We start from the raw sequence: 23,536 nt of genomic DNA on the forward strand, positions 1-23,536 counted from the left end.
GTTCCGCGAGGCACCCCTCCCGAGTCTGATCCACAGGTCTTGAGCATTGCTCGCCACTGGGCCGCCGAGACCACCGTCATCGACATCATTGAGGCGGCTCGAGCCGCTGGCGTCGGGTGGCTCAGCCTGTATGCCTTCTCCACCGAGAGCTGGAATCGCCCTGGCGCCGAGGTCGACTACCTGATGCGCCTGGTGTGCCGGGTCGTGCGGAAGCATGCGCCGCTGCTGCTGGCCCGTGGCATCCGCTGCCGCTTCCTCGGGGTCGCCGACCCGCGCATCCCTCGTGAAGTGGCCCGGGACTTTGGCGACCTGACGACGCTGAATGCCGACAACCGGGGATGACGCTGACCGTCGCTTCGACCACGGTGGGCGTCGGGACATCGTGGAGGCCGCAAGGTCGCTGATCCGCAGCGGGACGCCCGCCGACGAGGTGACCCAGCGGCTCTTCGCGGACCACCTGCCGTTCCTCGACATTACCGACGTGGAACTGGTCATCCATACCTCCGGCGAGCAGCGCATTTCAGAGGTGCTCTGGCCGGACTTCCGGTGCCCCGACTTCCTCGCCTCCTGCACACCTACCGGTGCCGCGCCCACCGCTTCGGGGGCGTGGCGCCCCGGACGAACGGAAACCCATCATGACGACTGTCGTCTGATCCGCCTGGTGCGCCGCGTCACTATGCTGCGCCACAAGTGGCGCTGGCGGTCACGCCTATGCAGTGCCCGGGAAGCGCAGGAATGCAAGCCCTGCGGCCGCTGGCGTCCCACTGCCCTATTCCCCGCAGGACTTAAGGGTCTGCGGCGATTCGGCGACGGCAATTACCGCCCCCTGCAACCCCCATCCTGGAGCTGGTGTCCGATCCCCGCGGGTTAAGAGTCCATTTCTTTCGCGCACCCATGAAACACCGTTGCGGTCTGCGAACTTAGCTGCCCACGCGTTCAGCCAAGGGCGCGTGTCCCCAAAATCACGCCACCCTTCATCGGGTGGGGGGGCTTTTTCATAAGGCGCCCTATAGGAGGGGCGATCCCCCTTTTTCCTCTCTTTGAATCTCAAACTGTCTTCTGAAAACACCATGTCGGAGCATGGGGGCACGCTGGGCACGACCACAGCAAAGGAGACCCAAGCTGTCTTGTGCAGCCCGCTGGGCACATCGTGGTCGTCCCACTCGGCGCGGAACGTCATATGAATGTTGGAGATAGGATCGAGTGACCTGTTCATCAGGTGTACGCGCGACGTGCCGTCAGGCGGGCGGTCCACCCAGTAGGATACCCGCGCAGCCTGTACACGCGTCTTCTCATCAGCGACTTGCCGCGACTGGGCAAGCTGGCTTCTCGCCACTTTGGCGTCGTACAGCGTCGCCACTGCTGTCGTGATAAGACCGGCGGCGCTAGCAAGCAAGGTGACGATCACCCCGGCCTTGACCAGCCTGGACGGGGCTGGCTCCTGAGAAGCCTCGCTCATGTGCTCCTCCCATTCCTCAAGCGGTCAACAACGACATACCAGCAACACGGCTTGGCCGTGGCCTACGGGCTGATGCGTCGCCCTTATGCCGCCACCGCACCGCCCGGATGCCGGTGCGCCAGGCGCCCCTCCGGGGACCCTGGGCGCGGCAGCGGATGCAGATCCGGGCCCCGCCGACGAGTTCCTGTGTCACCTGTTTCCAGCGGTCGAGCAGGTCGGCATGGGCCCTCGGCAGGAAGAGACCGCTGGCCGGCTTCTGACGCCGAGTCCTCCGCCATCCGCGCTTACGTAAGCGGCTCCGGAGCGAGGCTCTGGTCGATCACGGATGGAAGAGCCCGCCAGGAGCCATCGGGGTTGTCCGGGTCGGCAAGCCGGATCACCGGCTCCAGCGAGGCCGTGTCGGCGTGGGTCGCGCCCCGAATCGCGATGCCGTCCGGCAGCTGCGGGGCGCTCACCGGGATGACGGCTCCCGGCTGTATCCCCGACCGGTCGGCCCTGCGACCGCTCAGCGGGGCGGCCTCCAGCGGGTGAACACGCATTGGTCGGGGCCGGCGTGGATGCCGAAGGGCAGCTGGATCCGGTCGAGAAGGAACCCCTCGCCGGGGGCGTGGACGGTGAGCCTTTTCCAACCTCACGCTGGCGAGTGGTGAAGGACGAGAACGGCTTGGACGATCGCTGTGACGCGGTTGGTGCTGCAGCGGAGCTTCCGTAGGATGTGCCAGCCCTTCAGGGTGCCCATGGCCTGCTCGCCGAGGCAGCGGATCTTGGCGTGTGTGCTGTTGTGGCGGCGCTGCCACCGCTTGAGGCGACGGCCGCGGAAGGGTACCCGGATGGAGCCCCCGGCGCCCTGGTACGCCTTGTCGGCCCAGCACTTGAGGCTGGCCTCGGTGAGCGCGTCGACGATGCCGTGGGTGCGGGCGGCGGTCAGGTCGTGCGTGGAGCCGGGCAGCGCGGGCGAGGCCGCAGCAGCCGCCCGAAGGGATCGGTAAGGACCTGGACGTTCATGCCGTGACGTTTGTGTTTGCCCGAGTAGTACGGGGTGTCGGCGGCGATCCGGTCGATCGGCAGCAGGGTGCCGTCCAGGATCACGAACGCCTTTATCCGCGCGATGTCCATCGCCTCGGTCAGGGTGGGCGCGAGAGCCGCCAGGACCTCGACGGCTTCGCGTATGTAGCGATACACGGTCGCGATGCCGACACCAAACCCGGCAGCGAGCCGGGCGTACGTGTCGCCGCATCGCAGATGTGCCAGGGCCAGGAGAGCCTGACGACCGGCGGTCAGACGCCGCCATCGGGTCCCGATCTCCCCTCGACGCACAGCGAGTCGTCCGGTCAGGTACCGCAGGGTGCGACTGGACAGGTCGATCGACGAAGGGTAGACAAGCACGCGAAGCTCCTGGTGGCTACGGGCGATCTTGGTCGAGAACCCGTCTACCAGGAGCTTCGTCGTTCCGCAGATCCGTCCAACACCCGTCCAGCACGGTCGCACCTGTTGCACGACCGTGGACGGCTCCTGGTACTCGGTGGGCACTGAGCCGTTGGTGCGAAGCGAGCAAAGCCACTTCCTGCTGAGCGGGGGGTAGCTACGCTGCCGACATGCCCTCCAATGTCGTTCCACCCCGGTACAGCGACGCCGAGAGCGATCACCCGGCAGTTGACCGATGGTGCTCCACGGTCCGGACGGGGGCCGCAGCGCGGCTTCTGCTGCTGGGCCCCTCGTGGTCCGGCAAGTCCCACACGGCCTACGCCGCGATCCGCCGCCTGGTCAACGCAGGCTACGGCGCCGAGCGCATCGCGGTGACCAACGCCTTCGAGGTGGCCAGGGCGTACGACGTGCCGTTCCGTGCCGATGTCGTCATGGTCGACGACGTCACGATCTCCGTGGACCTGCGGCGCGAGGCGAAGGGGCCGCGGCCGCTCGACCCGGCCGAGGCACAAGCCGCGCTTGCCCTGCAAACAGCCGGCCTGAACGAGGCGGTCACGCAGCTGGTACGCCGACCGAACCAGTCCTGGATTCTGATCGGCTCCACCGAAGAACGACTCGTGGAGACGCTGGGGAAGGAGACGACCGCCGAGATTCTCGCGGTCGCCGACGTAGCGGACCTGCCTGCCAGGCCGAAGCCCAGCTGGGGCTAGGTTCTCTCTGCTAAATGATCACGGCTGTCGCAGCCAGAGGGTGAGGATCCGGGGCACTGTGCCGAAGAAACGCAACGCCGCCCAGCGCATCGGGGCGATCGGAGAGGACCGCTTCCGGCTCTCCTGCCAGGAGAACTTCATCATCCCCAACAAGGTCGAACACGACTTCGGGTTCGACTTCCTGTGCCAGCCGGACCTGGCCGCGGGCTTCGACAAGATCGGACCGGTAGCCGGAGTCTTCGTCGGCTTTAGCGTCCGCGCGACGGATCGGAATGATGGGCGGATCAGGCTGAATCCGGCGGATGCCGAGTGCTTGCTGGCAGCCCAGTTCCCGACCGGTCTCGCCCTGGTGAAGCTGGACGGGCCGAAGTCCGCGCACGTCTACTTTCGGATGATGGGCGCCGCCTTCATCGTGGAGCTGTCCGAGTTTCTGGCGTCCGCCAAAAAGTCCAAGCACTTTCACCCCAAGGACATGCGGCCCGTGGCGGAGATCCGGGACGCGATCGGGGAGGTCAGCGCCCCCGGCTACCTTGAGCAGGTGCGTGCCGACGCTGCCCGGAAGATCGCCGAACCGATCACCGGACCCGTCCAGATCCAGATCCACCGCGATGCCGACAGCCAGGCAACCCTCATCACATCTCTGGACATGTACGCGTGGTGCGAGCAAGGAACACCCGCTGAGCAGGAGGCGCTCTACCTGGCCACCTTTGGTGAACCGGTGGGAAGTGACCAGAGGATGCGCGAACTCGCGCTGAGCGGCAAGGTCATGGGGGCCTGGCGCATCTGCCCCAGCCGTATGTGCTGGCCGGTTTCGTCATGGACCATCCCACCAGGGTGTGCGTCCAGACCACGCCTGTGTCCGCAGAACTACCGGTGCTGCGTACCGCCAACGAGCACCACTTCGGCTACGTATACCCTGCGGGCTTCGCCCTTACCGTTTCCACCCGGGTTGAGCAGGACGGTCAGTGCGCGCACCTGATGCGGGCGCTTGCCGACCCGGACAGCGACGCTCTCCTTGCCGACCATCCGGTCCTGCTTGACTTCCTCACCACCTGCCGCCCAGAGTCGGTCTTCTGTTTCCACGGCCGTGACGGTCTGACTCTCGACGTGACGCACTTCGATAGCTTGGGCGATCTGGCCCGGTGCGCGGCCGCCTACCGCGATGCCCAGAGCCTGGACGGCTGGGATGCGGTGCCTGTCATGGTCAAAGACCTGGCCAGCTCGGAATCCCAGAACTCCCTGCTGTTCCTCGGCGCGGCAGCCGACCCGCAGACCCAGCCGATCCCCCGGGGACTCCTCCTGACGGCGCCAGAGGTGGAGGAGCAGGACTGCGACACCGCGCCCGGGAGCGTTAGCGTCCCGGTTGTCTGCAACCTGGCCCACTCCAGCCTCGTCGTCTGGTTCTCCGGCCACGGATCCGTGCTGTTCCATGATGGTGATGTGTGCGGATTCAAGGTGCCCGCCTTCCGCGTCGACACCATTGAGGTGCTTCCCCGGGTGCCGAGCCGGTCCCTGTTCCCACGAGTCCAGCTCGGGCCGCGGACGCTGACTTGGGACGAAGGACGGTGGCAGGAGAGCGACGCCGACACAGGGCCTTGGGCAGACGACGTCCGCACTCGTTTCCAGTTGGACTAGACCTGATAATGATCTTGTGACTGGTACGTGGTGAGTTGACGGATGTGGCGTGGGGTCGGATAGCCACGTTGTTACAGGTCACTCTTCCTCTAGCTCTTCGCGCAGGCCGAGTTCTTCATCGGTGAACGGTTCTCCCAGGAACGGGTGGTCAACGGGCTCGTCAACCTCGAGCTCGACCAGCGTCTTGCGGACATCAAGGAGGCCATCGACACGCTGCGGGAGCAGATGCGCGCTGGGACGCGGGGTCCACTGCGTCGTCGCGGACACCAACTTCTACATCCAGCACCGTTCAAGCTGAAGGACATCGACTTCGCCGCCGACTTCAAGCGCGTAGGCGGGCGTGATGTCCGTTTCGTCTTTCCTATCGTCGTCGTCGACGAACTGGACAACCTCAAGCAGCACAAGGACAGGCGCATCAGGTGGCGGGCCGGCTACACCTTGGCGGTCCTTGACCGGCTTCTCACGAGCGGTGGGCCCGCAGCTCTCATCGAGGGCGCCGCCGGGCCGAGGGGCCAGGCTGTCAGCGTGGAGGTCCTCTACGACCCGCCCGGGCACGTTCGCCTGCCCATCGCAGACGACGAGATTGTCTCCAGGACGCTCGCGTTCTAGGCCCTGGTCGGCGCACGGGTAACCCTGGTCACGTACGACACCGCGATGTCCATGCGGGCTCGGGTCACCGGTTTGAGCGTTCAGAAGCTGCGGACCGATGCCAGCGATGAACCGGAACCGGGGAAGCAGTAGACGAAGGCGGGTACGATCCGGCTTGGGCGGGTTCACCACCCCGGGTATGCCTTGTCACCCCCTGCCCCCTTGTGCCCCCGTCTCCGCGCTCTGGACCGGGGGCACCGGCACGTCACGGGCGGGTTTCGTGATCCCGCAGCGCTGCGAGTCCATCGTCGGCAGACTTTTCCCATGACCGACCTCGACTCGCCCCCGTCGACCGTCCAGCCCTACGGCCCCGGCAACCGCTGGACCTTCTCGTACAAGGAGACCGGCTTCCAGCAGACCGCGGAACTCGCGCTGTACGCCGAACCGGACGGCTCCCCGATCTCCGACGACTACCTGCCGGAGGAAATCACCGCTGCTGAGCTGTGGCGGATGTGGGTGACGCAGTACGCCGATCTCTACCACGAGAAGTGGCCGGACCTGTACCCCCCAGGAGCCGTGCCGATCCTGTGGACGGTCACCCGGCCGACGATGAGCGGGATCTTCGAGGCGGCGCCGCACATGACCGACCGGCCGCCCATCCCGGAGGAGTACCGGTGGATGGACGACGAACGGCAGGACTTCCTCACCCACTACAGCCACCCTGTGCACGCAGTGACCGGGGAACGGCTGAACTGGCTGCGTCTGCCCATTCTGGACCGGGCATGGAACGAGACGGCCGCGCACAAGGGCGGGTTCATCCAGGAGGCGACGGGCTGGAAGCCCTCCCCGCTGCAGCCGACGATGAACGTCCGGCAGCTCGGCGCGGCCGCGGGCCTGTACGTGCCGCCCATGCCCGCCTGACGCAGATTCCGGCCCTGTCGGTGTCCGACCCGGGCCCGCCACAGCCACCACCAGCTCAAGGGAGCCCTTACGCGGCCGCCGAAGCCGTACGCGAGCTGAACCACGCAAGCCAGTCGGTGTCGGCGCTCCATGATGAGCACGGCTTCCGCGGCGCCGCGCCGGCGAATCTGTCCGGCACCGTCCAGGGCCTCATCGCGCTGACCGACCGGCTGCCGGCAGTCGCTGCAGCAGCTCCGTCGCGGGCTGCAGCAGCTGGGGGAGGAGCCGCAGATCCGCATGACGGACGGCATCAACTCCGGCGAAGGGGTGTCGACGGTGCTGCGCGCCCTCCTGGACGCCAAGGAGGCGCTCCGGGCCGCCCACCACGCGCTGGGCAGGCGGTGGCGCCCATGGCCGCAAAGGGTCCATCCCCGCGCGTGTTCGCGTGGAGCGGTCCATCCCCGCGTGCGCGGGGAGCAGATTCCTGACTAGCCAGCTATAGAGTCCGCCGGCGGTATGCCCGTCCTGTGGAACACAGCGACGAAGCGCTCGACGCCCGTCGCTGCTGAACAGGCGATCTTGTCAGCACACCCGGTTAGGGTGCCCGCCATGAACTTGGGACACCTGACCGAATTGCTCGCCGATTCCGCTGAGAGCCGCCTTCCGCCCGGTCGGATGGTCACGTCCGATGAGGGCGACGGAAACGTACAGCCCTTGTGGCTCAGTGACGGGCCGGTCGCGATCGAATTGTGGACGCAGATGCAGGCCGAACACACACGTTCCGGACTGTGGCCGCTGCTGCTCGACGCGTTGGATCCGAATGACGGCGACTTTCGCCCGTGGGAATCCGGAGAGGTCTTTCCCAAGCAGATGTCCTCCCCGGCGAGCCACGACTCTGCCGGCCTCCTCGCGCGGTGGTGGGCTACCTACACAGCGGTCGACGAAGACGACATGCTCGACGCCGACCGACGCCTCGCCGTCACGGCTCCCTTCGGCCAGACCTGGCCCGGTCTTGCGTCCGGTCGGGAGACGACAACGAACCCCGGTCAACTGGCCGCCGAGTTCGCGCAGGCGTTCCTCGCTGACTGCCCCCAGACGCGCCTGAAGCTCGTCGCCGCGGCATCCGGTGCCGACGCGCTCACGGCCGCGGGCTGGACAGGCCCCTGCAACTACGACAATGACACCGCGAAGTTCTCAGCGGTCGTCCGAGATTGGGAGCACCGGTTCGGTGCTCTTGTCGTAGCGGTCGGCTTCTCCACGCTGCACCTCAGCGTCGCCTCCCCTCCCGTGGACGAGCACGAGGCTCTCCTGGTCGCGGCCGAGCATTTCGCCTTCTGCCCGGACAACATCTGGCAGGGCAGTAGGCCGTACACACTGGCCGCATACGCCGAGCGGATCACCGGTGCCCACCACTGGAACTTCTGGTGGGACTGATCCGCTACCCAGAAGACGTTCGACTGGGGACCTTCAGAGTGCGGTGCTCCGGTTGTCAGGCGATGGACAGTCTGTGCCACCAGTGACTGCAGCCGTCGGAGCAGAAGCGCTCGCGGCGCCGTCCGTCGGCGATCGCGAGCACCGCGATCAGCAGCCGGAACGCCTTGCGGCGTCTGTCGGGAGGCGCGAGACCGGCGATCTTTCCGAATTGCTCGTCTACCCGGCATCTTGAGATCAGCACAGCCGGTGTATGCGTCGGGCGGATTACGAGCAGCACCGCCAGATCGGCTGCGCCTTCTGCGTCGTCGGCCCAGCGGGTGGTCTGCAGTGGGTGAACCGGACAGACAGCGCTCGAACAGCGCCTGCGTATGGGGTGCACGACCGTAGCGCTCTCGTCCGCCCTTCGCGAAGGCCGGCATCGTGCGGAACGACCAGGTCGTGCCCGCATGCGCGGGGAGCAGAGCAAGGTGGCGCGCCTCCTGGCCTACGCGGCGGGTCCATCCCCGCTGCGCGGGGAGCGCCAGTTAGGTTGTAGTAGGCCAGGTTCGCAGTTCCGCGGCAATCTGACCCGCGGTACATCCGCTGTCCAGAAGAAGGTCTCTCAACGCGGCCGCGTTCCCTGCCGTGGGCTTGACTGAGATGCCGGATGCCTCGAGGTACATGACACCGGTCGCGGCGGCCACGGCCAGGTTTGATCGCTCGAGCCAGCGGCAGCGCCCCAGGGTGTGGACCAGAGCAGCGGCACGCGCATAGGGCCCGTCGTAGACCGGCTGATCCAGCACCTCAGCTTGATGCCGGGCGCAGGCAGCGACCGGCACGCCGTAGTCATCCGGAGCCGGGTCACCAGCTCCGGCGATCTCAGCGACCTGGAGGATCCATGGCACATCGATATGCAAGATCATCAGGCAGCCTGCCGACCCTTCCCAGCCCGCTTCGACTCCTCAGCCTCATCAAAGAGAGCCTGGTGCTCGCCGAGGAAGCGCTCGGCCGCACCCATCGCCCGCGCTCGCAGTCCGCTGGCGTCCTCAAGGACCAGCTGGGCTAGGTAGTCGCCTACCGACATGCCGCGGTCCGCAGCCCGCTTCCGGGCCAGCTCCGCAATTTCCGCGTCCACGCGCGCACCGATCTGAGTCTTCGCCACACCCAGAATGGTAACACCTGTTACCAAGCGTGGCGCCGTTGGCCGGCAACCGCCCGCGGGGCGCTGGCCGATGTCGCCGCCCTCCTGCGTCGAAGCCCTCTCCCTGAGCATCGGGTCCGTCGAGGCGGCACTCAAGACCCTGCGCGAGGACAACACGGTGCTCCGCACCTACGAGTTCCCCTCACTGTGCCGGTTGCTGGAGGCCAGCGCCATCCAGTTCCCGCCCGAGCCCCTCGCCGCGTTCTGACCCGCTGCCCCCTCCCTCTTCTGGGATCAGCCGTCCGTCCTGCGGCGGGCGGCTCCTGCATATCGGGTGGACTGAGCGGGTCCTGTACGACCTTGTGGAGGGCGCGCATCGATACCAACGGTGTTCAGGTGACTACGGTACGTGCATGTCGAACGCTCAGGCACAGTTGAAGCTGCGAAAGATTTCGCCCTGGCCGGTGTGGTTGTGTCTGGTCGGGCTTACCGCCGGTCTCTTCATGATCCTCTGGTACGGGGCGGATCCGCCGTTTCGGGCCAGGCCCTCGGGGGACGGGGAACTGCTGCTGCAGTTCGCAGAGACGGCGAAGGGGGCCCGCGTCATCGTGAGGGACGGAGGCGAGTCCAAGCTCTTCCAGGACGGCCTCGTCCTCGACTGGCGCTGGTTCATTCCCGGATATGGGGCGGCCCTCGCCGGGGCTTTCGGACTCGGGCACCTACTGCTCTATCGGAAGTCCACGCGTCTGTGGGCCCGCCGCGCCCTCATCCTCACCCCCGTGGTGGTGGCGGCGGACTGCGTGGAGAACATCTTCCTGTGGAAGGCCCTGGACCGGATCAAGACCGACCCGAACGGTCCTGTATTGCCCCGCGTCGGGGTCCTGCGGCCGGCCACGGAGCGTGATCTGGAGCGGAACCTGCAGTGGGCGACCTATTTCGCCCAGCTGAAATGGGCGCTCGTCGTCCCGCTGGTAGCAGCGGCCGTCCTGATCGTGGTCACCCTCTACTGCCGCCGGGTGCTCGAGCCCTCCCTCGTGAGAAGTGCGCGGAAGGACCGTCCCCGTCCCGTCGTGGCCCACGCCCACAGGATCACGGACGGAACGGAGAGTCGGTGGAGCGACCCGGACGTGATCCTCCCGCCTGCCGCGCCCCACGACTGGGAGCCCCGGCCCGAGTGGACCGCCACCCACCCGGCCAAGGCTCCGAAAGCCAGCGCGGTGACCCGCTGGCGCACCCGCGCGTACCAGCCACCCGGCCGGCATCCTGCGGAGGTCGGCTTCTGCGTCTCCGGCGGCGGCATCCGGTCAGCCTCGATCACTCTGGGCGCGCTGCAGGCACTGCGCGGGCAACTGCTCAAGGCGAGGTACCTGGTGTCGGTGTCCGGCGGCGGGTACACCGCCGGGGCCCTCCAACTGGCCCTGACCGATGCCCAACTCAGGGACACAGACGGGAACCCTTCTGTGCGGCCCGGCCTCGCGGAGCCCGCCGACGCGTTCGCGTCGGGCAGCCCGGAGGAGGACCATATCCGCCGGCATGCGAAGTACCTGGCGGACACGCCTAAGGAGAAACTGAACGCCGCTGGGGCGGTGCTGCGGGGCATGGCCGTTTCCTTCGGCATGCTGGCGCTGGTCTTCGCGGTGGCAGGCCAGTTCCTGAACGCGTTCTACTCACGGCTTCCGCTGACCGACCTCCACCGCTTCACGCCGCAGACGAAGATGTTCGAGCCGACGTGCGAGACCCCGGAGATCCCGGAGTGTCCCGGGCCAGCAGAGGTGTTCCTGCCGTCCCTTGAGCTGTACCCGAACGCCTGGCACCCCGTCCTCGCCCTGCTCGGCCTGGCCGGCCTGGTGTCCATGGGCCTCGCCTTCGCAAGGGCAGGGAAGACGAAGTCCCGCCCGGCATGGCTGCAGAGCACGGTGAACGCGATCGTGGCAATGGCCCTGGCGGTCGCCCTGATCTCCATCATCCTTCCGGCAGTGATCTGGTTCTTTGCCTGGCTGGCGCACGAGCAGGGAGTGGGGGACAACGCCGGCAGGGGACTGTCGATGCTCGCCGCGCTCACCGCCGCGGCGACCGCGCTCGGCACCTGGTTCACCGCCGTCCACAAGACAGTGAAGAAGCTGAAGCCGGACGGCGAGAAGGCAGGCCTGTTCGGCAAGGGCAACACTTCCCTCGTCATGCAGGTCGGCGGCAGCTGGGTGAAAGCCGTGGTCTGCTGGCTAGTCCTCCTCCTGGTCGCGTTCTTCTGCCTCGCCCTCATGTCCTGGGCCGCCGTCTACGCGGGCGGCTGGCCCGCAGGGTGGAAATGGACGCTGCCGATTGCCCTGCCTGTGCTGGCGCTCGCGATCGACCAGACCACGTTCAGCCTGCATCCCTTCTACCGACAGCGGTTGGCCAGCGCCTTCTCCGTGCGCCGCGCTGTACTGAAGGACGGCTCGGTCGGCGCCCTGCCCTACGACTACAACAATGAGCCGACCCCGCTGCACCCGTACGCACAGCAGGTGAAGGGCTTCCCTCAGGTCATCTTCGCCGCCTCCGCAGCCGTCTCGCTGCGCAACCGCACCGCGCCCGGCCGCCCTGCCGTGCCCTTCACCTTCGCTTCCGACTACTGCGGCGGCCCCGATACGGGCTGGGTCCGCACCGACACTCTGCAGAAGACGGCCCCCGCACTGATTAGGCGCGACCTGACCGTGCAGTCCGCCGTCGCCGTGTCCGGAGCGGCCTTCGCCTCCGCGATGGGCACCCAGACGATGTTCATGGAGCGGCTGCTCGCACTGTCCAACATGCGGCTGGGCACCTGGGTGCCCAACCCCCTCTATCTCGCGGAACTGGCGAAGTACGGGCCCAACCGGATCATGCCGCGGCTGCCGCGGGTACGGCGGCTGCGGTACCAACTCCAGGAGCTGGTGGGCTGGTACCCGGATACCACTCCACTGCTGCTGTGCACGGATGGCGGACATTTCGAGAATCTTGGTCTGGTCGAAATGCTCCGGCTCCGCTGCCGGACCATCTATGTCATCGACGCTTCCGGGGACACGCCGCCGTTGGCCACCACCCTCGCGCAGGCGGTGACGCTCGCCTACGAAGACCTCGGAGTGACGATCACCTTCGAAGAAAGGGACCAAAACCTGCTGGGCCTGGTGCCCGGCAGCGCAAAACCGCTCTCGCCCGAGGCTCCGATGGCCGCCCTGAACGCCCGGTTCTCCGCCACCTGCGTGGTGCGCGGCACGATCGAGTACCCGGAACCGGTTATGTTCTCGCCCGATAAACCGGCCGACACGAAGGGGACGATCATCTTCGTGAAGGCCAGTCTGACTCCCGACATGCCGTACGAGCTGCTCAGTTACGCCCTCCGGGAGAAGGCCTTCCCGCGCCAGGCCACCGCCGACCAGTGGTTCGACCACGCCCAGTTCGACGCCTACCGGGCGCTCGGACACCACCTCGGCACCGAGGCTGGGAAGGTCCATCCCGGCCGACGCCGAGGTGTCGGGCGATTGGGGTGACCGAATCCTTGCTGTAGCGCCAGCGAAGGGCAGCGGCGAGCATGTCTCCGTCTACCGCCCCTGCCACCCTCCGGTCGGCGTGAAGGCCGAGTAGCCGAACCTGGTGTGTCTCTGGCCAGTGCCGACCGTGGCAACGGGCGGACGTACAGGCCCCCAAGAACGAGCCGGTAGTGCTGTGAAAGGCGGGGGGAGCCAGTGCACCTAAGGGCTGTCCCGTAAATGATCTACGGCATGCGAGTTGACTAAGGGTTGTCCCGTAAACGATCTTGGGTCGGTGTGGACGAGCCGGTCGCTGTTCGGGTCGTTCGGTCACCGAGCGTGGGAGAGGTTGTGCACCCAGGCGATTCCGCTCATCGCGTGGTGGACGCCATCGCCCTTGAGGCGGCAGTCGCGCAGGATCTTCCAGGTCTTCATCCGGGCGAAGGCGTGCTCGACCCGAGCGCGGACCTTGCGGTGGGAGGTGTTGTGCTCTTCTTTCCAGGCGGGCAGTTCGCTCTGCCCGGGCTCGCGGCGGTGTGGGATGACGAGCCCGGTACCTCGAAAGCCGCCGTCGGCGATCACTGTGGTGTTCCCGACGGCGTCCTTGGCGCCCGACAGCTCCCATGCCTTGCAGTCGTTGCGGTTGCCGGGCAGAGGTTGGCCGACCACGACGACGAGCCGGGTGTCAGCGTCGATGACGACCTGGTGATTCGTCGAGTACCTGTAGTTCTTGGACTGCTCGGCCACCGTGTGGTCGCGGGTGGGGACCAGGGTGCCGTCCACGATGAGCACGGCGTCCTTGTGGAACCGCTTACGGGGCCGGAGCGCGAGAAGAGGCCCGAGGTGGCTGACGATGCGGTTGGCCGCGGACTTCGAGACGCCGAAGAGCGGGGCGAGCTGGCGCAGTGTCAGGTTGGTACGGCAGTACGCGGCTACCAGGAGCAACCGGTCTTCCAGCGGAAGCCCCCACGGCCGGCCTCGCCGAGCGGTGTCGGCGCCTTCGCGCCGCAGCGCACGCACCACCCGGTTGAACTGGCGCGGGGCCACGCCAGTGAACGGGGCTAATCACACCATGCACGACAGAGATCATTTACGCCCGGCACCAGCCGGGGAGCAATCTCAGCCGAGGAAGTCCTTCCAGAACGGTACGGACGCCTGTGGAGCCCAGGGCGCCTCAGCATCGACCTCGCCGAACTCGCGGTCGATGTAGTCGGCCAGATCGTGGCCGTAGTAGATGATGTCGGTTCCCCACACTGACAGGACCGGATGTCCCGGAGTGTCGCGACCCGCGGGTATGAAGCGGTGCGCGTAGACGGGAACGAGTCGTGGCGCTCGTGCAAGTACTTCTCGGGCCACCTCAACGGCCTCTTCGGTGGTGGTGGGACGCACCCCCAGGGCCGGATGCCAGCTGCCATAAGCGACATCGCTCAGCACTTCTCGTACCGGCCACTCCAGCCGATGGCGCAGGTCGTCCGCATCGGCGTGCCGCCAGTCGGGCCAGGGCTGCTGCCATGTTGCGCCTTCCTCGGGAGGTGAGGCGACCGGCAGCCCTGCCGCCAGGAAGGCCCGATGCTCCGGGGAGAACTCGAACCCATAGGTCGCCTTGATCCGGCTGAACTCTTCCTCCGTGAGCCCCGGAGCTATCTCACAGCAGTCCGCCTCCGCCAACCGTCGCGCGGCCTCCGTTCCCAACCAAGCGCCATCAGTGTCGATCACTCCGGCACCGTACACACACTCCTCGCACGGCATCGCATCTTTTTGAGCCCTGACGCGTGCCTCCAGGTCATTGCGGGACAGCCCTTAGGCTCCTACGCCATCACCCTGGCATCCACCGCGCGCGTCCACCTCTTCGAAGCCCGCGATTTCTCCTTCGGCCCCCAGGCGTTCACCGAGAACGAGGTCGACTTCAAGCTCTCCTGGTGGCCGATGGGCGAAGCCATCGCAGCAGCCGAGGACAATCGATTCTTGCTGCCCGCCGGTCCGCTCGCGCTCATGCTCGCTGAGCGCGGTCACTCAGAACTGTTCGGCACCACTGACCGGTGACGCCGGAAGGCGGAGCAGGCCGCCGTGACGACGGACCGCGCGCTGGACCTCGCAACGGGCGTCTCGTCCATTCGTCCACACAGCGCATCGCGCCCGCCCTGGAGAGCTTGCGCCACCACGGGCAACCCCCCGTCGTACGGGCGGTCCTCGAGCGGGTGACACCCTAGCCCTGCAGCGGGCTCACGGAGTCTCGGATCCACTCCAAGGCTCGCGTGGAGCCGGCCGTGATCGGCAGCGCGATCAGCTCCGGGTTGTCCCACGGCTGATGCGCCACGAGATGGGCCTCCAGCTCCGCGTACCGATCCGTGGTGGTGGTGAGGAGGACCCTGTACTCCTGGCCTGTGCCGTACTCCCCGAGGTGCCAGAACACGCTGGTGACGGGGCCGATGATCTGAGCTCCGGCGGCGAGCCGGGCCTTGACCGCGGACCCGGCCAGCGCCACGGCGCCCTCCTCCGTAGGCGTGGCGGTCGAGACCTGTACGTACTCGCTCATGGCCGGGAGCCTAGCTACGCGGCCCTTGTCGCCACCAGATCACCTCCAGCAACGGTGCTGAGCTCACGCTGGTCAACTCGCGAACCAGAAGGCGGGGCCACTCCGAGCTGAGTGGCCGCCGCCTTCTGGGCTCGGATCAGGTGCGTGCAGAGACGCGGGTGATCTGCCAGGCGATCATGCCGGAGGCTCCCGCTTCAGCGGATATATCGATGGGCAGCTGCGCTGGCGCACGCTCGATGGGAATGCTGAGGGCACCTCCCCCGCACGGCAGCCGCGTTGCCTTGCTCTGGATCACGACCTTCATCGAACCCTGACCCGCGCACGCCACAGACAGTTTGTAGTTCTCCCCTCGCTCCAGCACGGATCGTCGGTGTACTCCATCCGCGACCCGCTCCAGACCTGACTCGAGGAACAGGGGGTCGTCCGGCGGGACGATTGCAACCGCAGCCTTGGCGCGCTTGCCCTGCTCGTTCTCCACGGCCGACGGTGCGGTTGTAGAAGGGGACCGGCTCTCCGATGAAGAAGAGGCAGACGTCTTGGGTGCCTGGCTATCCGTGCAGCCCGTGACGACCAGTGCTAGGGCGCAGACAGCAGTGCTGGCGAGCAGTTGCCGAGATGCTGTCATGACGCGGTTTCCGAGTACTTCCATCCGACCTCCCTCGTGGGCACCTTGGCGGAACCGCTCTTGATGACCCTCGCGCGGCACCGGTCCGGGGTGGTCTCCCACTTCTTCCACCCCACCAGGTACCCCCATGATCCATACTGGAGGTGGCCGTACTTTCCGTTTGTGACGTTCCGGCGGTACTCGTGCCCGACCGTGATGCCCACCTCAGCGCCGATGGTCACGTCCACTTTCGCCTTAGCCGACGCGATTACGTTGCTGAGTTCAGCTTCTGATCCCGCCGTGATTGAGGCCGAGATCTTTCCGGCTTTTTCGACTCGGACTACCATGGTGCCCCCAGGACCGTCCTTATAGGATGTTCCCGGCCAGAAAGCCGGAATGAAGTAGGCCTTTTTGGACGTGATTTCCGTCCACTTTTTGTACGGGTTGTCGCATGCCGCGACAGCTCCCTGCGGCCCGCCGGTGTCCTTGGGTAGCGCGGCGGCCAGTGAATCGTCCTCGTCACTGGCCTCCGGTATCACAGAAGGCGTGACCATGGGCTCGGGATCCGCTTCCTCGGCCAGAGCTGGTGGCACCACGCAAGCCATCACAGCCAGGGCCATCACCGGGACGGCAGCCACTCCGGTCAGCTTCTTCCTCATTATTCCCCCTCAGAAGTTCATGCATGAGGCCGCCCGCATGGTCTGTGCAGCGGCCGTGTCAGAACCTACGGCAGCGAGTAGCGTGCTGGATACGCAAGACTCATATTCTGAGGAAGAGTTGAGGAAGATGATCTGATATCAGCCTTCGTAGGCACAGTTCCAGCCGTAGAATGATTGAGTCGTAAATAACTCAAGGCTGTCGCCGATTTTCCGTCCGGCCTCAGTTGGGCTGCATGAACACATGGGGATTGAGACCTTGTCCTACGTGGGCGGCGAGTCCGAGACAGCAGAGGTAGTTGGGGGATCGTGCTCGTAGCGCGGGCTGAGCCGGCGGTAGCCAGACAGCCACGACATGGTGCGCTCGATGACCCGGCGGCGGGGCCTGCCCGCTCGCTGGACTCGATGCCCGCCGCCCCGACCTGATGCGGCCGCAGCACGCATCCACCGGATACCAGTAACCATCCCTCCACCAGCAAATCCCAGCCCGTACCTCGAGCCTCTCCTGCCGATCGCCGGCGATGCCTACGGAGTTAGTCCTCAGCTGGCGGGGCTTCGTCGAGCTGCCTGGGGAGCGTTAAGAGAATCTTGTTGACCTGTCGTTAGTGGCGATCTTAAAGTGCCCTAGTGGCTTCTGAGGCGTTGTTCGTGATGATTCATGTGGGGCAGAAGGTCGGGCACCAGCGGAACCTGAAGCACGGGATGGTGACGCGTTCCTGGGGTTTTCCGAGGAGGCCGGACTGGTACGGACGGTGGAAGCCGGATTTCGCGGTGCTGGTGACGGGGGCGGCGCCACGGGTCCAGCCGGGGGAGTGGGAAGCGAAGTCTGTGCGGATGGTGCTGTGCAAAGTGCAGGTCGGTGTGTACGAGGGCACGGCGCCGCACTGGCCGGACGAGATCGCTGAGGAGCGGGTCATCTACCCTTACCGGCTGGGCCTGGAGCCGCTGGCCGTGCTCGACGATGTGCCGCTGGGCCCGGACGGCCCGCTCAGCGCGGAGGCGTCGCAGGCGGCGCGCCGGTCGGGGACCCAACAGGGGGTGGGGTACCTGGTGGCGATGGACCCGCAGCCGTTGTTCGACGCGGTCGGCATCGAGGCCGACTGGGCCGCAGACCACGACGTCGCGCTCGCCGCGACGCCGGGGGTCACGCTTGAGCAGTTGGAGGGCCCCAACAGTCCCCGGCGCGGACGGCGGGGCGCGGGGCGGCAGATGGACCCGGAAAAGCGCAAGGCGGTCGAGCTGTACGCCGAGGAGAAGGCCGTCACCCACTACCAGGATCCCGAGCGGGGCTGGACGGTGCACAAGGTCGGCAAGCCATACGACCTGCGCCTGGAGCGGGAAGGGCTGGAGCGACGGGTGGAGGTCAAGGGCACCACCGGCGCCCCCACCAGCGTTGAGCTGACCGTCAACGAGGTCTTCCACGCCCGCGATACCCGCCACACCGTCGACCTGTACATCGTCAGCGACATAAAGGTCACCAAGACGGACGGCGCGTACCACTGCAGCGGCGGTGACGTCCTGCTGCTCGAGGACTGGCAGCCGGCCGAGGAAGACCTGCGGCCCACCCGCTACCAGTATCTCGTCCCCCAGCCCTCCACCGCCCCCCAGCCATAACCGCGGCCCCGCTCGCCCGATCTGACCCCCTGCACCCACGGGCCCGGCTGTACGACATTCACGCGCGGCATACGCGGGGGTGCTGCGGGCCCCTCAGGTGCCGGGCGGGGGACCGGCCCCCTACAGGCCGGGGCCACGTGCCCAGGCAACGCCGCCCGCCCACCACCGGGCCGCACTCACCCTGCGCGGGACCACCCGCGCTGCTGCATGAAACCCATCCGACCGAGGAGGCCATGATGCCGCTACTGCGTATGCCCGTGCACGAGCTCGTCGACCGCTGTCAACACGACACGCTGGCCGACGATCTGGCCGAGCGCCACCGGCAGGCGCGCCTGGGCCGGCTGGAGGACGGGGAGATACGGTCCTGGCGCAACAGCCTGCCCGCCCTGGCCCGCTTACTGGACGAAGCCGGACTCCAGCATGTTGAGGTGTTGATCGAGTACCAGCTGGCCCTGTCCAGCCTGCGCGCCGATGTAGTGCTGGCCGGCTGGCACCCCCGCACGTCCCAGCCGTCCTACGTCATTGTTGAGCTCAAGCAGTGGACCCACGCCCGGGCCCTGCCCGACACCGAGGATCTCTGCCTGCCAGGAGTCGGCAACAATAACCGCGCCTTCTTGCACCCGGTCGCCCAGGTACGGCGCTACTGCCAGTACCTGCAGGACTTCACCACCGTGCTGGACGCAGAACCCGACGCGGTGGCCGGCGTGGCCTACCTCCACAACGCCGACACCAACGACGTGGCCGACCTGCTCGCCCTTGCACCCGACCACCACGGGCGCCTGTTCACACACAGCACCCGCGATCAACTGATCACCCACCTGCAGACGCGCCTCTCACCCGCTCACGGCACCACAGCCGCCGACGAACTCGTCAACAGCCCCCTCGCACCCAGCCGCCCCCTGCTGCGCGCGACCGCGGAAGAGATCCTGCACGCAGACCGGTACGTCCTGCTCGACCAACAGCAGGTCGCCGTCTCCCTGGTCCGTCGCGCGGTGAAAAAGGCCCGCGAAGCGGACAGCAAAGAAGTCCTCATCGTCACCGGCGGCCCCGGCTCCGGCAAAAGCGTCATCGCCCTGCACCTGATGCGCCACCTCGCCCACGACCGCCACACAGTGGTCCACGCCACCGGATCCAAGTCCTTCACCCGCACCCTCCACCACGCCATCGGCACCTACAACCCCCGCATCCGCAAGCTCTTCGGCTACTTCATGAACTTCGCCGACGCCCCCAAGAACGGACTGGACGCGCTGATCTGCGACGAGGCCCACCGCATCCGCGCCCACTCCGTCCGCCACCGCGGGGTACGCCAGATCGACGAACTCCTCGACGCCGCCCGCGTCCCTGTCTTCCTCCTGGACGACCACCAAGTCGTACGCCCCGGCGAGATGGGCAGCCGCAAAGCGATCGACCAGGCCGCCGCCGCCCGAGGCCTGCGCCCACGCCACATCGACCTCAACGGCCAGTTCCGCAATGGCGGCAGCCGCGCCTACGAACAATGGGTACTGCGCCTGCTGCAGCTCACCGACGAGCCCGCCACCGAGTGGACCGACGAGCGGACCTTCCACGTCCGAGTGGTCGACTCCCCCCAGCAGATGGAAGACCTCCTACAGGCCAAGGAGGCGCAGCACCTCACCGCCCGCATCACGGCCGGCTTCTGCTGGCGATGGAGCGACCCGCGCCGAGGCCGTCTGGTCGACGACATCACGATCGGCTCCTGGCACAAGCCGTGGAACCTGCGCGGTGAGTCCCGCCTCGACGGCGTCCCCCCGTCCTGGCTGTGGGCCACCGATCCCGACGGCTTCGGCCAGGTCGGCTGCATCTACACCGCCCAGGGCTTCGAGTACGACTGGAACGGCGTCATCCTCGGAGACGACCTCGTCTGGCGTCAGGACCGCTGGCTCCCCAACCCTCAAGCCAGCAAGGACCCCGCGCTCAGCAACACCGACCCCGCCACCTTCCTCCGCCTGGTCCGCAACACCTACAAAGTCCTCCTCACCCGTGGCATGTCCGGAACCCTCCTGTACTCCACCGACCCCGAAACACAGGCACGACTGCGCCAACTGGTCCCCGCACCGACTGCCGCAGAGCCCAATCCGCCTGCGCCGGTCCAGCAACCCACCTGAACCACAGCACCACCCGACATCACCACATACGCTGCAGACGCTGCGGCGGGGATCGCGCCCGCCACGATGCCCAAGGCGATATAGGACTGGCGCAAGGACCAGAACGGCTGACCGCCTGCGTTGTGCCTACCCAACAAGGACTCGGCTTGCCATCCCGCCTCGTATCCCGGCGCAATGAGGTAATCGTGTTCGGTGCTCCGGCTGGAGAAGGCGACCCAGGTCGTGCGCGTCCTCGGTGCGGCGGTCGATCTCCAGTAGCATCACCGGCACCCCGGCCCCGGCGCCCGCACCGCCAGGTCCGCCCGCTGGACGTAACCGTCCGCGAGCTGCCGATCGGGGGACTACGGCTGAGGCGGGAGCCGGGTGAGGCAAACCTGCGGCCCATTCAGTGGCCTACGCCCGTGGGAAGGGGTGCGGCCCATGGCCCCCGTCCTGTCGTGTGGGGCCACGGGCCGCGCCTCCTTCGTACCTTGCCGCTCGCGGTGGTGCGACTGCGGGCTCGCCTTGTGGCGGCGGGACGTCGCTCGTCCGGGTGGTACGGCGGCCGGCACCGAACCGGTGGCCCGTGTCGGCCGTCGGTTGGGGCATGGACATCGACGAGCAGCACGTCGCCGAGCCGGGTCTTGCGGTCCTGGACGTCACCGCCGCTGACGAGGAGACGGTGCGGTCAGTGATGGAGGGTCTCCAGCAGCTGTGGGCAACGTCGGGGGTGACTGCGGTGTGGCGGGTGCCCGGTGAGGCCGGGGTCAGGGCCCGGGTGTACGCCGACGTACGCCGCCACCCCGACCACGCCTGAAGACGCGCGTAACCGGCGCAGCGGCCGCGGTACGACCGGCCCGGGCGCCGGAACGTTCTTCCGGTGAATCTCCCGGCCCGCGCGAGTGATACGCCCGCAAAGAGCGACCCGGCGTACGGCCAAAGCCGCTACACCAAGCTGCGTGATCACTCCTCTTCTTCGCACCGCCAGCACGGTGGCCGCGCTCACCGTCCTGCCCCTGACGACCGTCCCGGCCGCCGCGGCCGCGCCGGCCCCCGCGCCCCGCGCGGCCGCGGCCGCGCCGGCCCCCGCGCCCCGCGCGGCCGCGGCCGCGCCGGCCCCCGCGCCCCGCGCGGCCGCGGCCGCGCCGGCCCCCGCGCCCCGCGCGGCCGTGGCCGTGCCGCTGGGCCAGGCCATCGCCTCCCTGCCGCGCGCCGCCGAGTCCCGCGACGGCTACACCCGCAGCAGCTTCAAGCACTGGGTCGACGCCGACCGTGACGGGTGCAACACCCGCGCCGAAGTCCTCATCGCCGAGGCGATCGAGCCGCCCACCATCGGCGCCCGGTGCGCGCTCACCGGTGGCGTGTGGTGGTCCATGTACGACGAGCAGCGCGTGACCGCGGCGTCCGGGCTGGACGTCGACCACATGGTCCCGCTCGCCGAAGCCTGGGACTCGGGGGCCAGCGGCTGGACGGCGACGCGGCGACAGGCATACGCCAACGACCTGGACGCCGAGCGCTCCCTGATCGCCGTCACCGCCAAGACGAACCGGTCGAAGGCGGATCAGGACCCGGCCGAATGGATGCCGCCGGCGACCGCCCAGCACTGCGCGTACGTCGCCGACTGGACCGCGACCAAGGCACGATGGCAGCTCACCGTCGACGACGCCGAGCGCCAGGTGCTGGTCACCGAGGCGGCGCGCTGTCCGGGGGTGACAGTGGCGTACGAGCCGGTACCGTAACCGGCTGGCGGGATCACCACCCGGTGAGCGCCTTGTCAGCCCCGCCATCGTGCCCTCGCCTCCGCGCTCTGGAGCGAGGGCACCGGGTCCTCCACGCCCACATGCCGTCCCACCTGCACCGTCATACCCTGGTGGTCCACCCCAGGGGGGAGCCTGGGAGGTATCTGATGCGGCCGGTCTGGAGTGGCGCGATCAGCTTCGGGCTGGTCACGATCCCTATCAAGATCATTTCCGCGACGGAGGACCACTCCATCTCCTTCCGCCAGATCCATCTCAAGGACGGCGGCCGGGTCCGCTACCGCAAGACCTGCGAGCTGGACGGCAAGGAACTGTCCCAGGACGAGATCGGCAAGGGCTACGAGCTGAGCAAGGACACCTTGATCGCGGTCACGGACGAGGACCTTCAGAACATGCCGCTGCCGACCGCGAAGGCGATCGAGATCGTCGCGTTCGTACCGGCCGAGTCGATCGACCCGGTCCGCCTGTCCGACACCAGCTACTTCATGAGCCCCGACGGACAGGTCGCCTCCAAGCCCTACAAGCTCCTCCAGCAGGCCCTGGCACGCGCCAGCAAGGTCGCCGTCGCCAAGTTCGCGTGGCACGGCAGGGAACGTCTGGGGCTGCTGCGGGTGAAGGACGGCGTGATCATCCTGCACTCGATGCGCTGGCCGGACGAGGTCCGCGACCCCTCCGAGCTCGCCCCGCAGCCGGTCGAGATCGGCGACAGCGAGGTCGACGGCGCGGTCGCCCTCATCGAGGCCATGGCAACCGAGGACCTGACCGGCTTCCACGACGAGTACCACACCGCCCTGGAGGAGGTCATCCACGCCAAGGCGGAGGGCCACCGCGTCGAGCGCCCCGAGGCCGAGGAGGAGCCGGCCGGGCAGGTGGTGGACCTGATGGCCGCCCTGAACGCGTCCGTCGAACAGGCCCGGGCCTCACGCGGGGAGAGCGACGAGGACGCCACCGTCCACCAGATGCCGAAGCCGAAGAAGGCCGCCAAGAAGGCGACGGCGGCCAAGAAGACCACCGCGAAGAAGGCCCCCGCCCGCAAGCCCCGCAAGGCCGGCTGAACCCCTGCGGCGGTCACCACCGGGCGGGGCGGCTCACCCCGCGTCGAGGATGCCGAGCTCGGTGCCCGGCCGGCAGATCCCGCACGCCGGGATCTGCTCGCTCAACGCGCGCCGGGCATCCGCCTCACCGATCGGCATGCCCTTCTTCCCCAGCACACAGCCGTTGACGTGCAACTTCACGGGAGCACGGTGCTCGTCGACACCGCGCTGCATCCGGTACCGGACATCAGGCGGCTCCACCCGGGAGCCGGACGCCGCCTGCTCCATTTCGACCTCCAGAATCCGGCGCCGCACCCGGTCCAGTGACAGCACCAGCCACGTCTCCAGGGTACGAAGACGGGACAGATCGGGCGGCAAATCCTCGTACACAGGTTCGATTCTATGGGGTCGGGTACCCTTTGCACGTTCGGGCCTCCCCGCCGACAAACAGGGAGGCCCCCCTCGGACGCGTCCGGGCTA

The 23,536-nt window shown here is 67.6% G+C and carries 24 protein-coding genes and 3 pseudogenes; 15 read left to right on the forward strand and 12 right to left on the reverse strand.

The annotated features are described in order from the left end of the window. Window positions 1–39 precede the first annotated feature (39 nt). Window positions 40–639 (forward strand): annotated as a pseudogene (locus tag IE109_RS28330) (undecaprenyl diphosphate synthase family protein). Between the two features lie 130 nt (window positions 640–769). Here IE109_RS28330 and IE109_RS28335 read toward each other — a convergent pair. Both IE109_RS28335 and IE109_RS28340 read right to left on the reverse strand, forming a co-directional pair. Next, window positions 770–1,459: a hypothetical protein gene (locus IE109_RS28335; protein ID WP_189554205.1), complete on the reverse strand. Its 690-nt coding sequence runs from the start codon at window positions 1,457–1,459 to the stop codon at window positions 770–772. 631 nt (window positions 1,460–2,090) lie between these two features. Next, a pseudogene (locus IE109_RS28340) lies at window positions 2,091–2,845 on the reverse strand (transposase family protein). A 209-nt stretch (window positions 2,846–3,054) separates the two neighbouring features. Here IE109_RS28340 and IE109_RS28345 point away from each other — a divergent pair. The 6 genes from IE109_RS28345 to IE109_RS28370 all read left to right on the forward strand — a co-directional run bounded on the left by IE109_RS28345 (window position 3,055) and on the right by IE109_RS28370 (window position 8,151). Next, complete coding sequence (locus IE109_RS28345; protein ID WP_189554206.1) at window positions 3,055–3,594, forward strand: hypothetical protein; 540 nt, start codon at window positions 3,055–3,057, stop codon at window positions 3,592–3,594. A 58-nt stretch (window positions 3,595–3,652) separates the two neighbouring features. After that, window positions 3,653–4,573: a hypothetical protein gene (locus tag IE109_RS28350; protein ID WP_189554207.1), complete on the forward strand. Its 921-nt coding sequence runs from the start codon at window positions 3,653–3,655 to the stop codon at window positions 4,571–4,573. Beyond that, window positions 4,573–5,229, forward strand: a complete 657-nt coding sequence (locus IE109_RS28355) for a hypothetical protein (RefSeq protein WP_189554208.1) — start codon at window positions 4,573–4,575, stop codon at window positions 5,227–5,229. The genes IE109_RS28350 and IE109_RS28355 overlap by 1 nt, the downstream gene beginning before the upstream one ends. A 144-nt stretch (window positions 5,230–5,373) precedes the next feature. Further along, on the forward strand, window positions 5,374–5,838 hold the full coding sequence (locus IE109_RS28360) for a PIN domain-containing protein (RefSeq protein WP_189554209.1): 465 nt from the start codon (window positions 5,374–5,376) through the stop codon (window positions 5,836–5,838). 303 nt (window positions 5,839–6,141) lie between these two features. Next, on the forward strand, window positions 6,142–6,738 hold the full coding sequence (locus IE109_RS33415) for a hypothetical protein (protein ID WP_229891651.1): 597 nt from the start codon (window positions 6,142–6,144) through the stop codon (window positions 6,736–6,738). A gap of 588 nt (window positions 6,739–7,326) precedes the next feature. Continuing rightward, window positions 7,327–8,151 carry a DUF4253 domain-containing protein gene (locus tag IE109_RS28370; protein WP_189554210.1) on the forward strand — a complete coding sequence of 275 codons (825 nt, stop codon included), beginning with the start codon at window positions 7,327–7,329 and terminating at the stop codon, window positions 8,149–8,151. A gap of 55 nt (window positions 8,152–8,206) precedes the next feature. Here IE109_RS28370 and IE109_RS34245 read toward each other — a convergent pair whose 3' ends face one another. The 3 genes from IE109_RS34245 to IE109_RS28385 all read right to left on the reverse strand — a co-directional run bounded on the left by IE109_RS34245 (window position 8,207) and on the right by IE109_RS28385 (window position 9,292). Beyond that, a complete protein-coding gene (locus tag IE109_RS34245; protein WP_308431403.1) occupies window positions 8,207–8,599 on the reverse strand; it encodes a DUF5958 family protein in 393 nt (130 codons plus the stop codon). A gap of 76 nt (window positions 8,600–8,675) precedes the next feature. Continuing rightward, entirely contained in the window at window positions 8,676–9,053 is a 378-nt protein-coding gene (locus IE109_RS28380) for a fic family toxin-antitoxin system, toxin component (protein ID WP_189554211.1), read from the reverse strand. Continuing rightward, window positions 9,053–9,292, reverse strand: a complete 240-nt coding sequence (locus IE109_RS28385; RefSeq protein ID WP_189554212.1) for a hypothetical protein — start codon at window positions 9,290–9,292, stop codon at window positions 9,053–9,055. The genes IE109_RS28380 and IE109_RS28385 overlap by 1 nt, the downstream gene beginning before the upstream one ends. 70 nt (window positions 9,293–9,362) lie before the next feature. Here IE109_RS28385 and IE109_RS28390 point away from each other — a divergent pair, with 70 nt between their 5' ends. Together IE109_RS28390 and IE109_RS28395 are read left to right on the forward strand one after the other, a co-directional pair. After that, window positions 9,363–9,539, forward strand: coding sequence for a hypothetical protein (locus IE109_RS28390; RefSeq protein WP_189554213.1), 177 nt, complete (start codon window positions 9,363–9,365; stop codon window positions 9,537–9,539). 145 nt (window positions 9,540–9,684) lie between these two features. Then, entirely contained in the window at window positions 9,685–12,774 is a 3,090-nt protein-coding gene (locus tag IE109_RS28395) for a patatin-like phospholipase domain-containing protein (protein WP_189554214.1), read from the forward strand. 309 nt (window positions 12,775–13,083) lie between these two features. Here the strand turns inward: IE109_RS28395 and IE109_RS28400 are convergent, their stop codons facing one another. Both IE109_RS28400 and IE109_RS28405 read right to left on the reverse strand, forming a co-directional pair. After that, entirely contained in the window at window positions 13,084–13,800 is a 717-nt protein-coding gene (locus tag IE109_RS28400; RefSeq protein WP_189554215.1) for a transposase, read from the reverse strand. A 72-nt stretch (window positions 13,801–13,872) separates the two neighbouring features. After that, window positions 13,873–14,469 carry a hypothetical protein gene (locus IE109_RS28405; protein ID WP_189554216.1) on the reverse strand — a complete coding sequence of 199 codons (597 nt, stop codon included), beginning with the start codon at window positions 14,467–14,469 and terminating at the stop codon, window positions 13,873–13,875. 42 nt (window positions 14,470–14,511) lie between these two features. Here IE109_RS28405 and IE109_RS28410 point away from each other — a divergent pair, with 42 nt between their 5' ends. Continuing rightward, a complete protein-coding gene (locus tag IE109_RS28410) occupies window positions 14,512–14,796 on the forward strand; it encodes an NUDIX hydrolase (protein WP_229891654.1) in 285 nt (94 codons plus the stop codon). A 163-nt stretch (window positions 14,797–14,959) separates the two neighbouring features. On the opposite strand, the gene cutA is transcribed toward IE109_RS28410, so the two are convergent. The 4 genes and pseudogenes from cutA to IE109_RS34125 all read right to left on the reverse strand — a co-directional run. Then, complete coding sequence (gene cutA / locus IE109_RS28415) at window positions 14,960–15,289, reverse strand: divalent-cation tolerance protein CutA (RefSeq protein ID WP_189554217.1); 330 nt, start codon at window positions 15,287–15,289, stop codon at window positions 14,960–14,962. A 136-nt stretch (window positions 15,290–15,425) separates the two neighbouring features. Next, window positions 15,426–15,938 carry a DUF6023 family protein gene (locus IE109_RS33420; protein ID WP_506417188.1) on the reverse strand — a complete coding sequence of 171 codons (513 nt, stop codon included), beginning with the start codon at window positions 15,936–15,938 and terminating at the stop codon, window positions 15,426–15,428. After that, window positions 15,911–16,552: a hypothetical protein gene (locus tag IE109_RS28425; protein WP_229891658.1), complete on the reverse strand. Its 642-nt coding sequence runs from the start codon at window positions 16,550–16,552 to the stop codon at window positions 15,911–15,913. Before IE109_RS28425 ends, IE109_RS33420 begins: the two co-directional genes overlap by 28 nt. A 220-nt stretch (window positions 16,553–16,772) precedes the next feature. Next, a pseudogene (locus tag IE109_RS34125) lies at window positions 16,773–16,962 on the reverse strand (hypothetical protein); the annotation flags it as partial. A 421-nt stretch (window positions 16,963–17,383) separates the two neighbouring features. Between IE109_RS34125 and IE109_RS28430 the strand changes: the two are divergent. From IE109_RS28430 to ku, 5 genes are all read left to right on the forward strand, one after another. Beyond that, a complete protein-coding gene (locus IE109_RS28430; RefSeq protein WP_229891660.1) occupies window positions 17,384–18,163 on the forward strand; it encodes a protein NO VEIN domain-containing protein in 780 nt (259 codons plus the stop codon). 236 nt (window positions 18,164–18,399) lie between these two features. Next, entirely contained in the window at window positions 18,400–20,286 is a 1,887-nt protein-coding gene (locus tag IE109_RS28435; RefSeq protein ID WP_189554219.1) for a DUF2075 domain-containing protein, read from the forward strand. Window positions 20,287–20,872: 586 nt separating this feature from the next. Further along, a complete protein-coding gene (locus IE109_RS28440) occupies window positions 20,873–21,082 on the forward strand; it encodes a DUF6207 family protein (RefSeq protein WP_189554220.1) in 210 nt (69 codons plus the stop codon). Between the two features lie 142 nt (window positions 21,083–21,224). Beyond that, window positions 21,225–22,004 (forward strand): HNH endonuclease family protein, encoded by a 780-nt coding sequence (locus tag IE109_RS28445; protein WP_229891662.1) that lies wholly within the window; start codon window positions 21,225–21,227, stop codon window positions 22,002–22,004. Between the two features lie 164 nt (window positions 22,005–22,168). Next, complete coding sequence (ku, locus tag IE109_RS28450; protein ID WP_189554251.1) at window positions 22,169–23,077, forward strand: non-homologous end joining protein Ku; 909 nt, start codon at window positions 22,169–22,171, stop codon at window positions 23,075–23,077. Between the two features lie 33 nt (window positions 23,078–23,110). Here ku and IE109_RS28455 read toward each other — a convergent pair whose 3' ends face one another. Beyond that, window positions 23,111–23,446 carry a DUF6233 domain-containing protein gene (locus tag IE109_RS28455; RefSeq protein WP_189554221.1) on the reverse strand — a complete coding sequence of 112 codons (336 nt, stop codon included), beginning with the start codon at window positions 23,444–23,446 and terminating at the stop codon, window positions 23,111–23,113. Window positions 23,447–23,536: the final 90 nt, after the last annotated feature.

The sequence above is a fragment of the Streptomyces lavendofoliae genome, assembly GCF_014649735.1.
Classification (GTDB): Bacteria; Actinomycetota; Actinomycetes; order Streptomycetales; family Streptomycetaceae; genus Streptomyces; species Streptomyces lavendofoliae.

Bases quoted from the DNA above. Each gene is read 5' to 3' on its own strand.
- IE109_RS28335 (WP_189554205.1), bottom strand. From the start codon at position 1,459: ATGAGCGAGGCTTCTCAGGAGCCAGCCCCGTCCAGGCTGGTCAAGGCC.
- IE109_RS28345 (WP_189554206.1), top strand. From the start codon at position 3,055: ATGCCCTCCAATGTCGTTCCACCCCGGTACAGCGACGCCGAGAGCGAT.
- IE109_RS28355 (WP_189554208.1), top strand. From the start codon at position 4,573: ATGCGGGCGCTTGCCGACCCGGACAGCGACGCTCTCCTTGCCGACCAT.
- IE109_RS33415 (WP_229891651.1), top strand. From the start codon at position 6,142: ATGACCGACCTCGACTCGCCCCCGTCGACCGTCCAGCCCTACGGCCCC.
- IE109_RS28370 (WP_189554210.1), top strand. From the start codon at position 7,327: ATGAACTTGGGACACCTGACCGAATTGCTCGCCGATTCCGCTGAGAGC.
- IE109_RS34245 (WP_308431403.1), bottom strand. From the start codon at position 8,599: ATGCGGGCACGACCTGGTCGTTCCGCACGATGCCGGCCTTCGCGAAGG.
- IE109_RS28380 (WP_189554211.1), bottom strand. From the start codon at position 9,053: ATGATCTTGCATATCGATGTGCCATGGATCCTCCAGGTCGCTGAGATC.
- IE109_RS28390 (WP_189554213.1), top strand. From the start codon at position 9,363: ATGTCGCCGCCCTCCTGCGTCGAAGCCCTCTCCCTGAGCATCGGGTCC.
- IE109_RS28395 (WP_189554214.1), top strand. From the start codon at position 9,685: ATGTCGAACGCTCAGGCACAGTTGAAGCTGCGAAAGATTTCGCCCTGG.
- cutA (WP_189554217.1), bottom strand. From the start codon at position 15,289: ATGAGCGAGTACGTACAGGTCTCGACCGCCACGCCTACGGAGGAGGGC.
- IE109_RS33420 (WP_506417188.1), bottom strand. From the start codon at position 15,938: ATGGAAGTACTCGGAAACCGCGTCATGACAGCATCTCGGCAACTGCTC.
- IE109_RS28425 (WP_229891658.1), bottom strand. From the start codon at position 16,552: ATGAGGAAGAAGCTGACCGGAGTGGCTGCCGTCCCGGTGATGGCCCTG.
- IE109_RS28430 (WP_229891660.1), top strand. From the start codon at position 17,384: ATGGTGCTGTGCAAAGTGCAGGTCGGTGTGTACGAGGGCACGGCGCCG.
- IE109_RS28435 (WP_189554219.1), top strand. From the start codon at position 18,400: ATGCCGCTACTGCGTATGCCCGTGCACGAGCTCGTCGACCGCTGTCAA.
- IE109_RS28440 (WP_189554220.1), top strand. From the start codon at position 20,873: ATGGACATCGACGAGCAGCACGTCGCCGAGCCGGGTCTTGCGGTCCTG.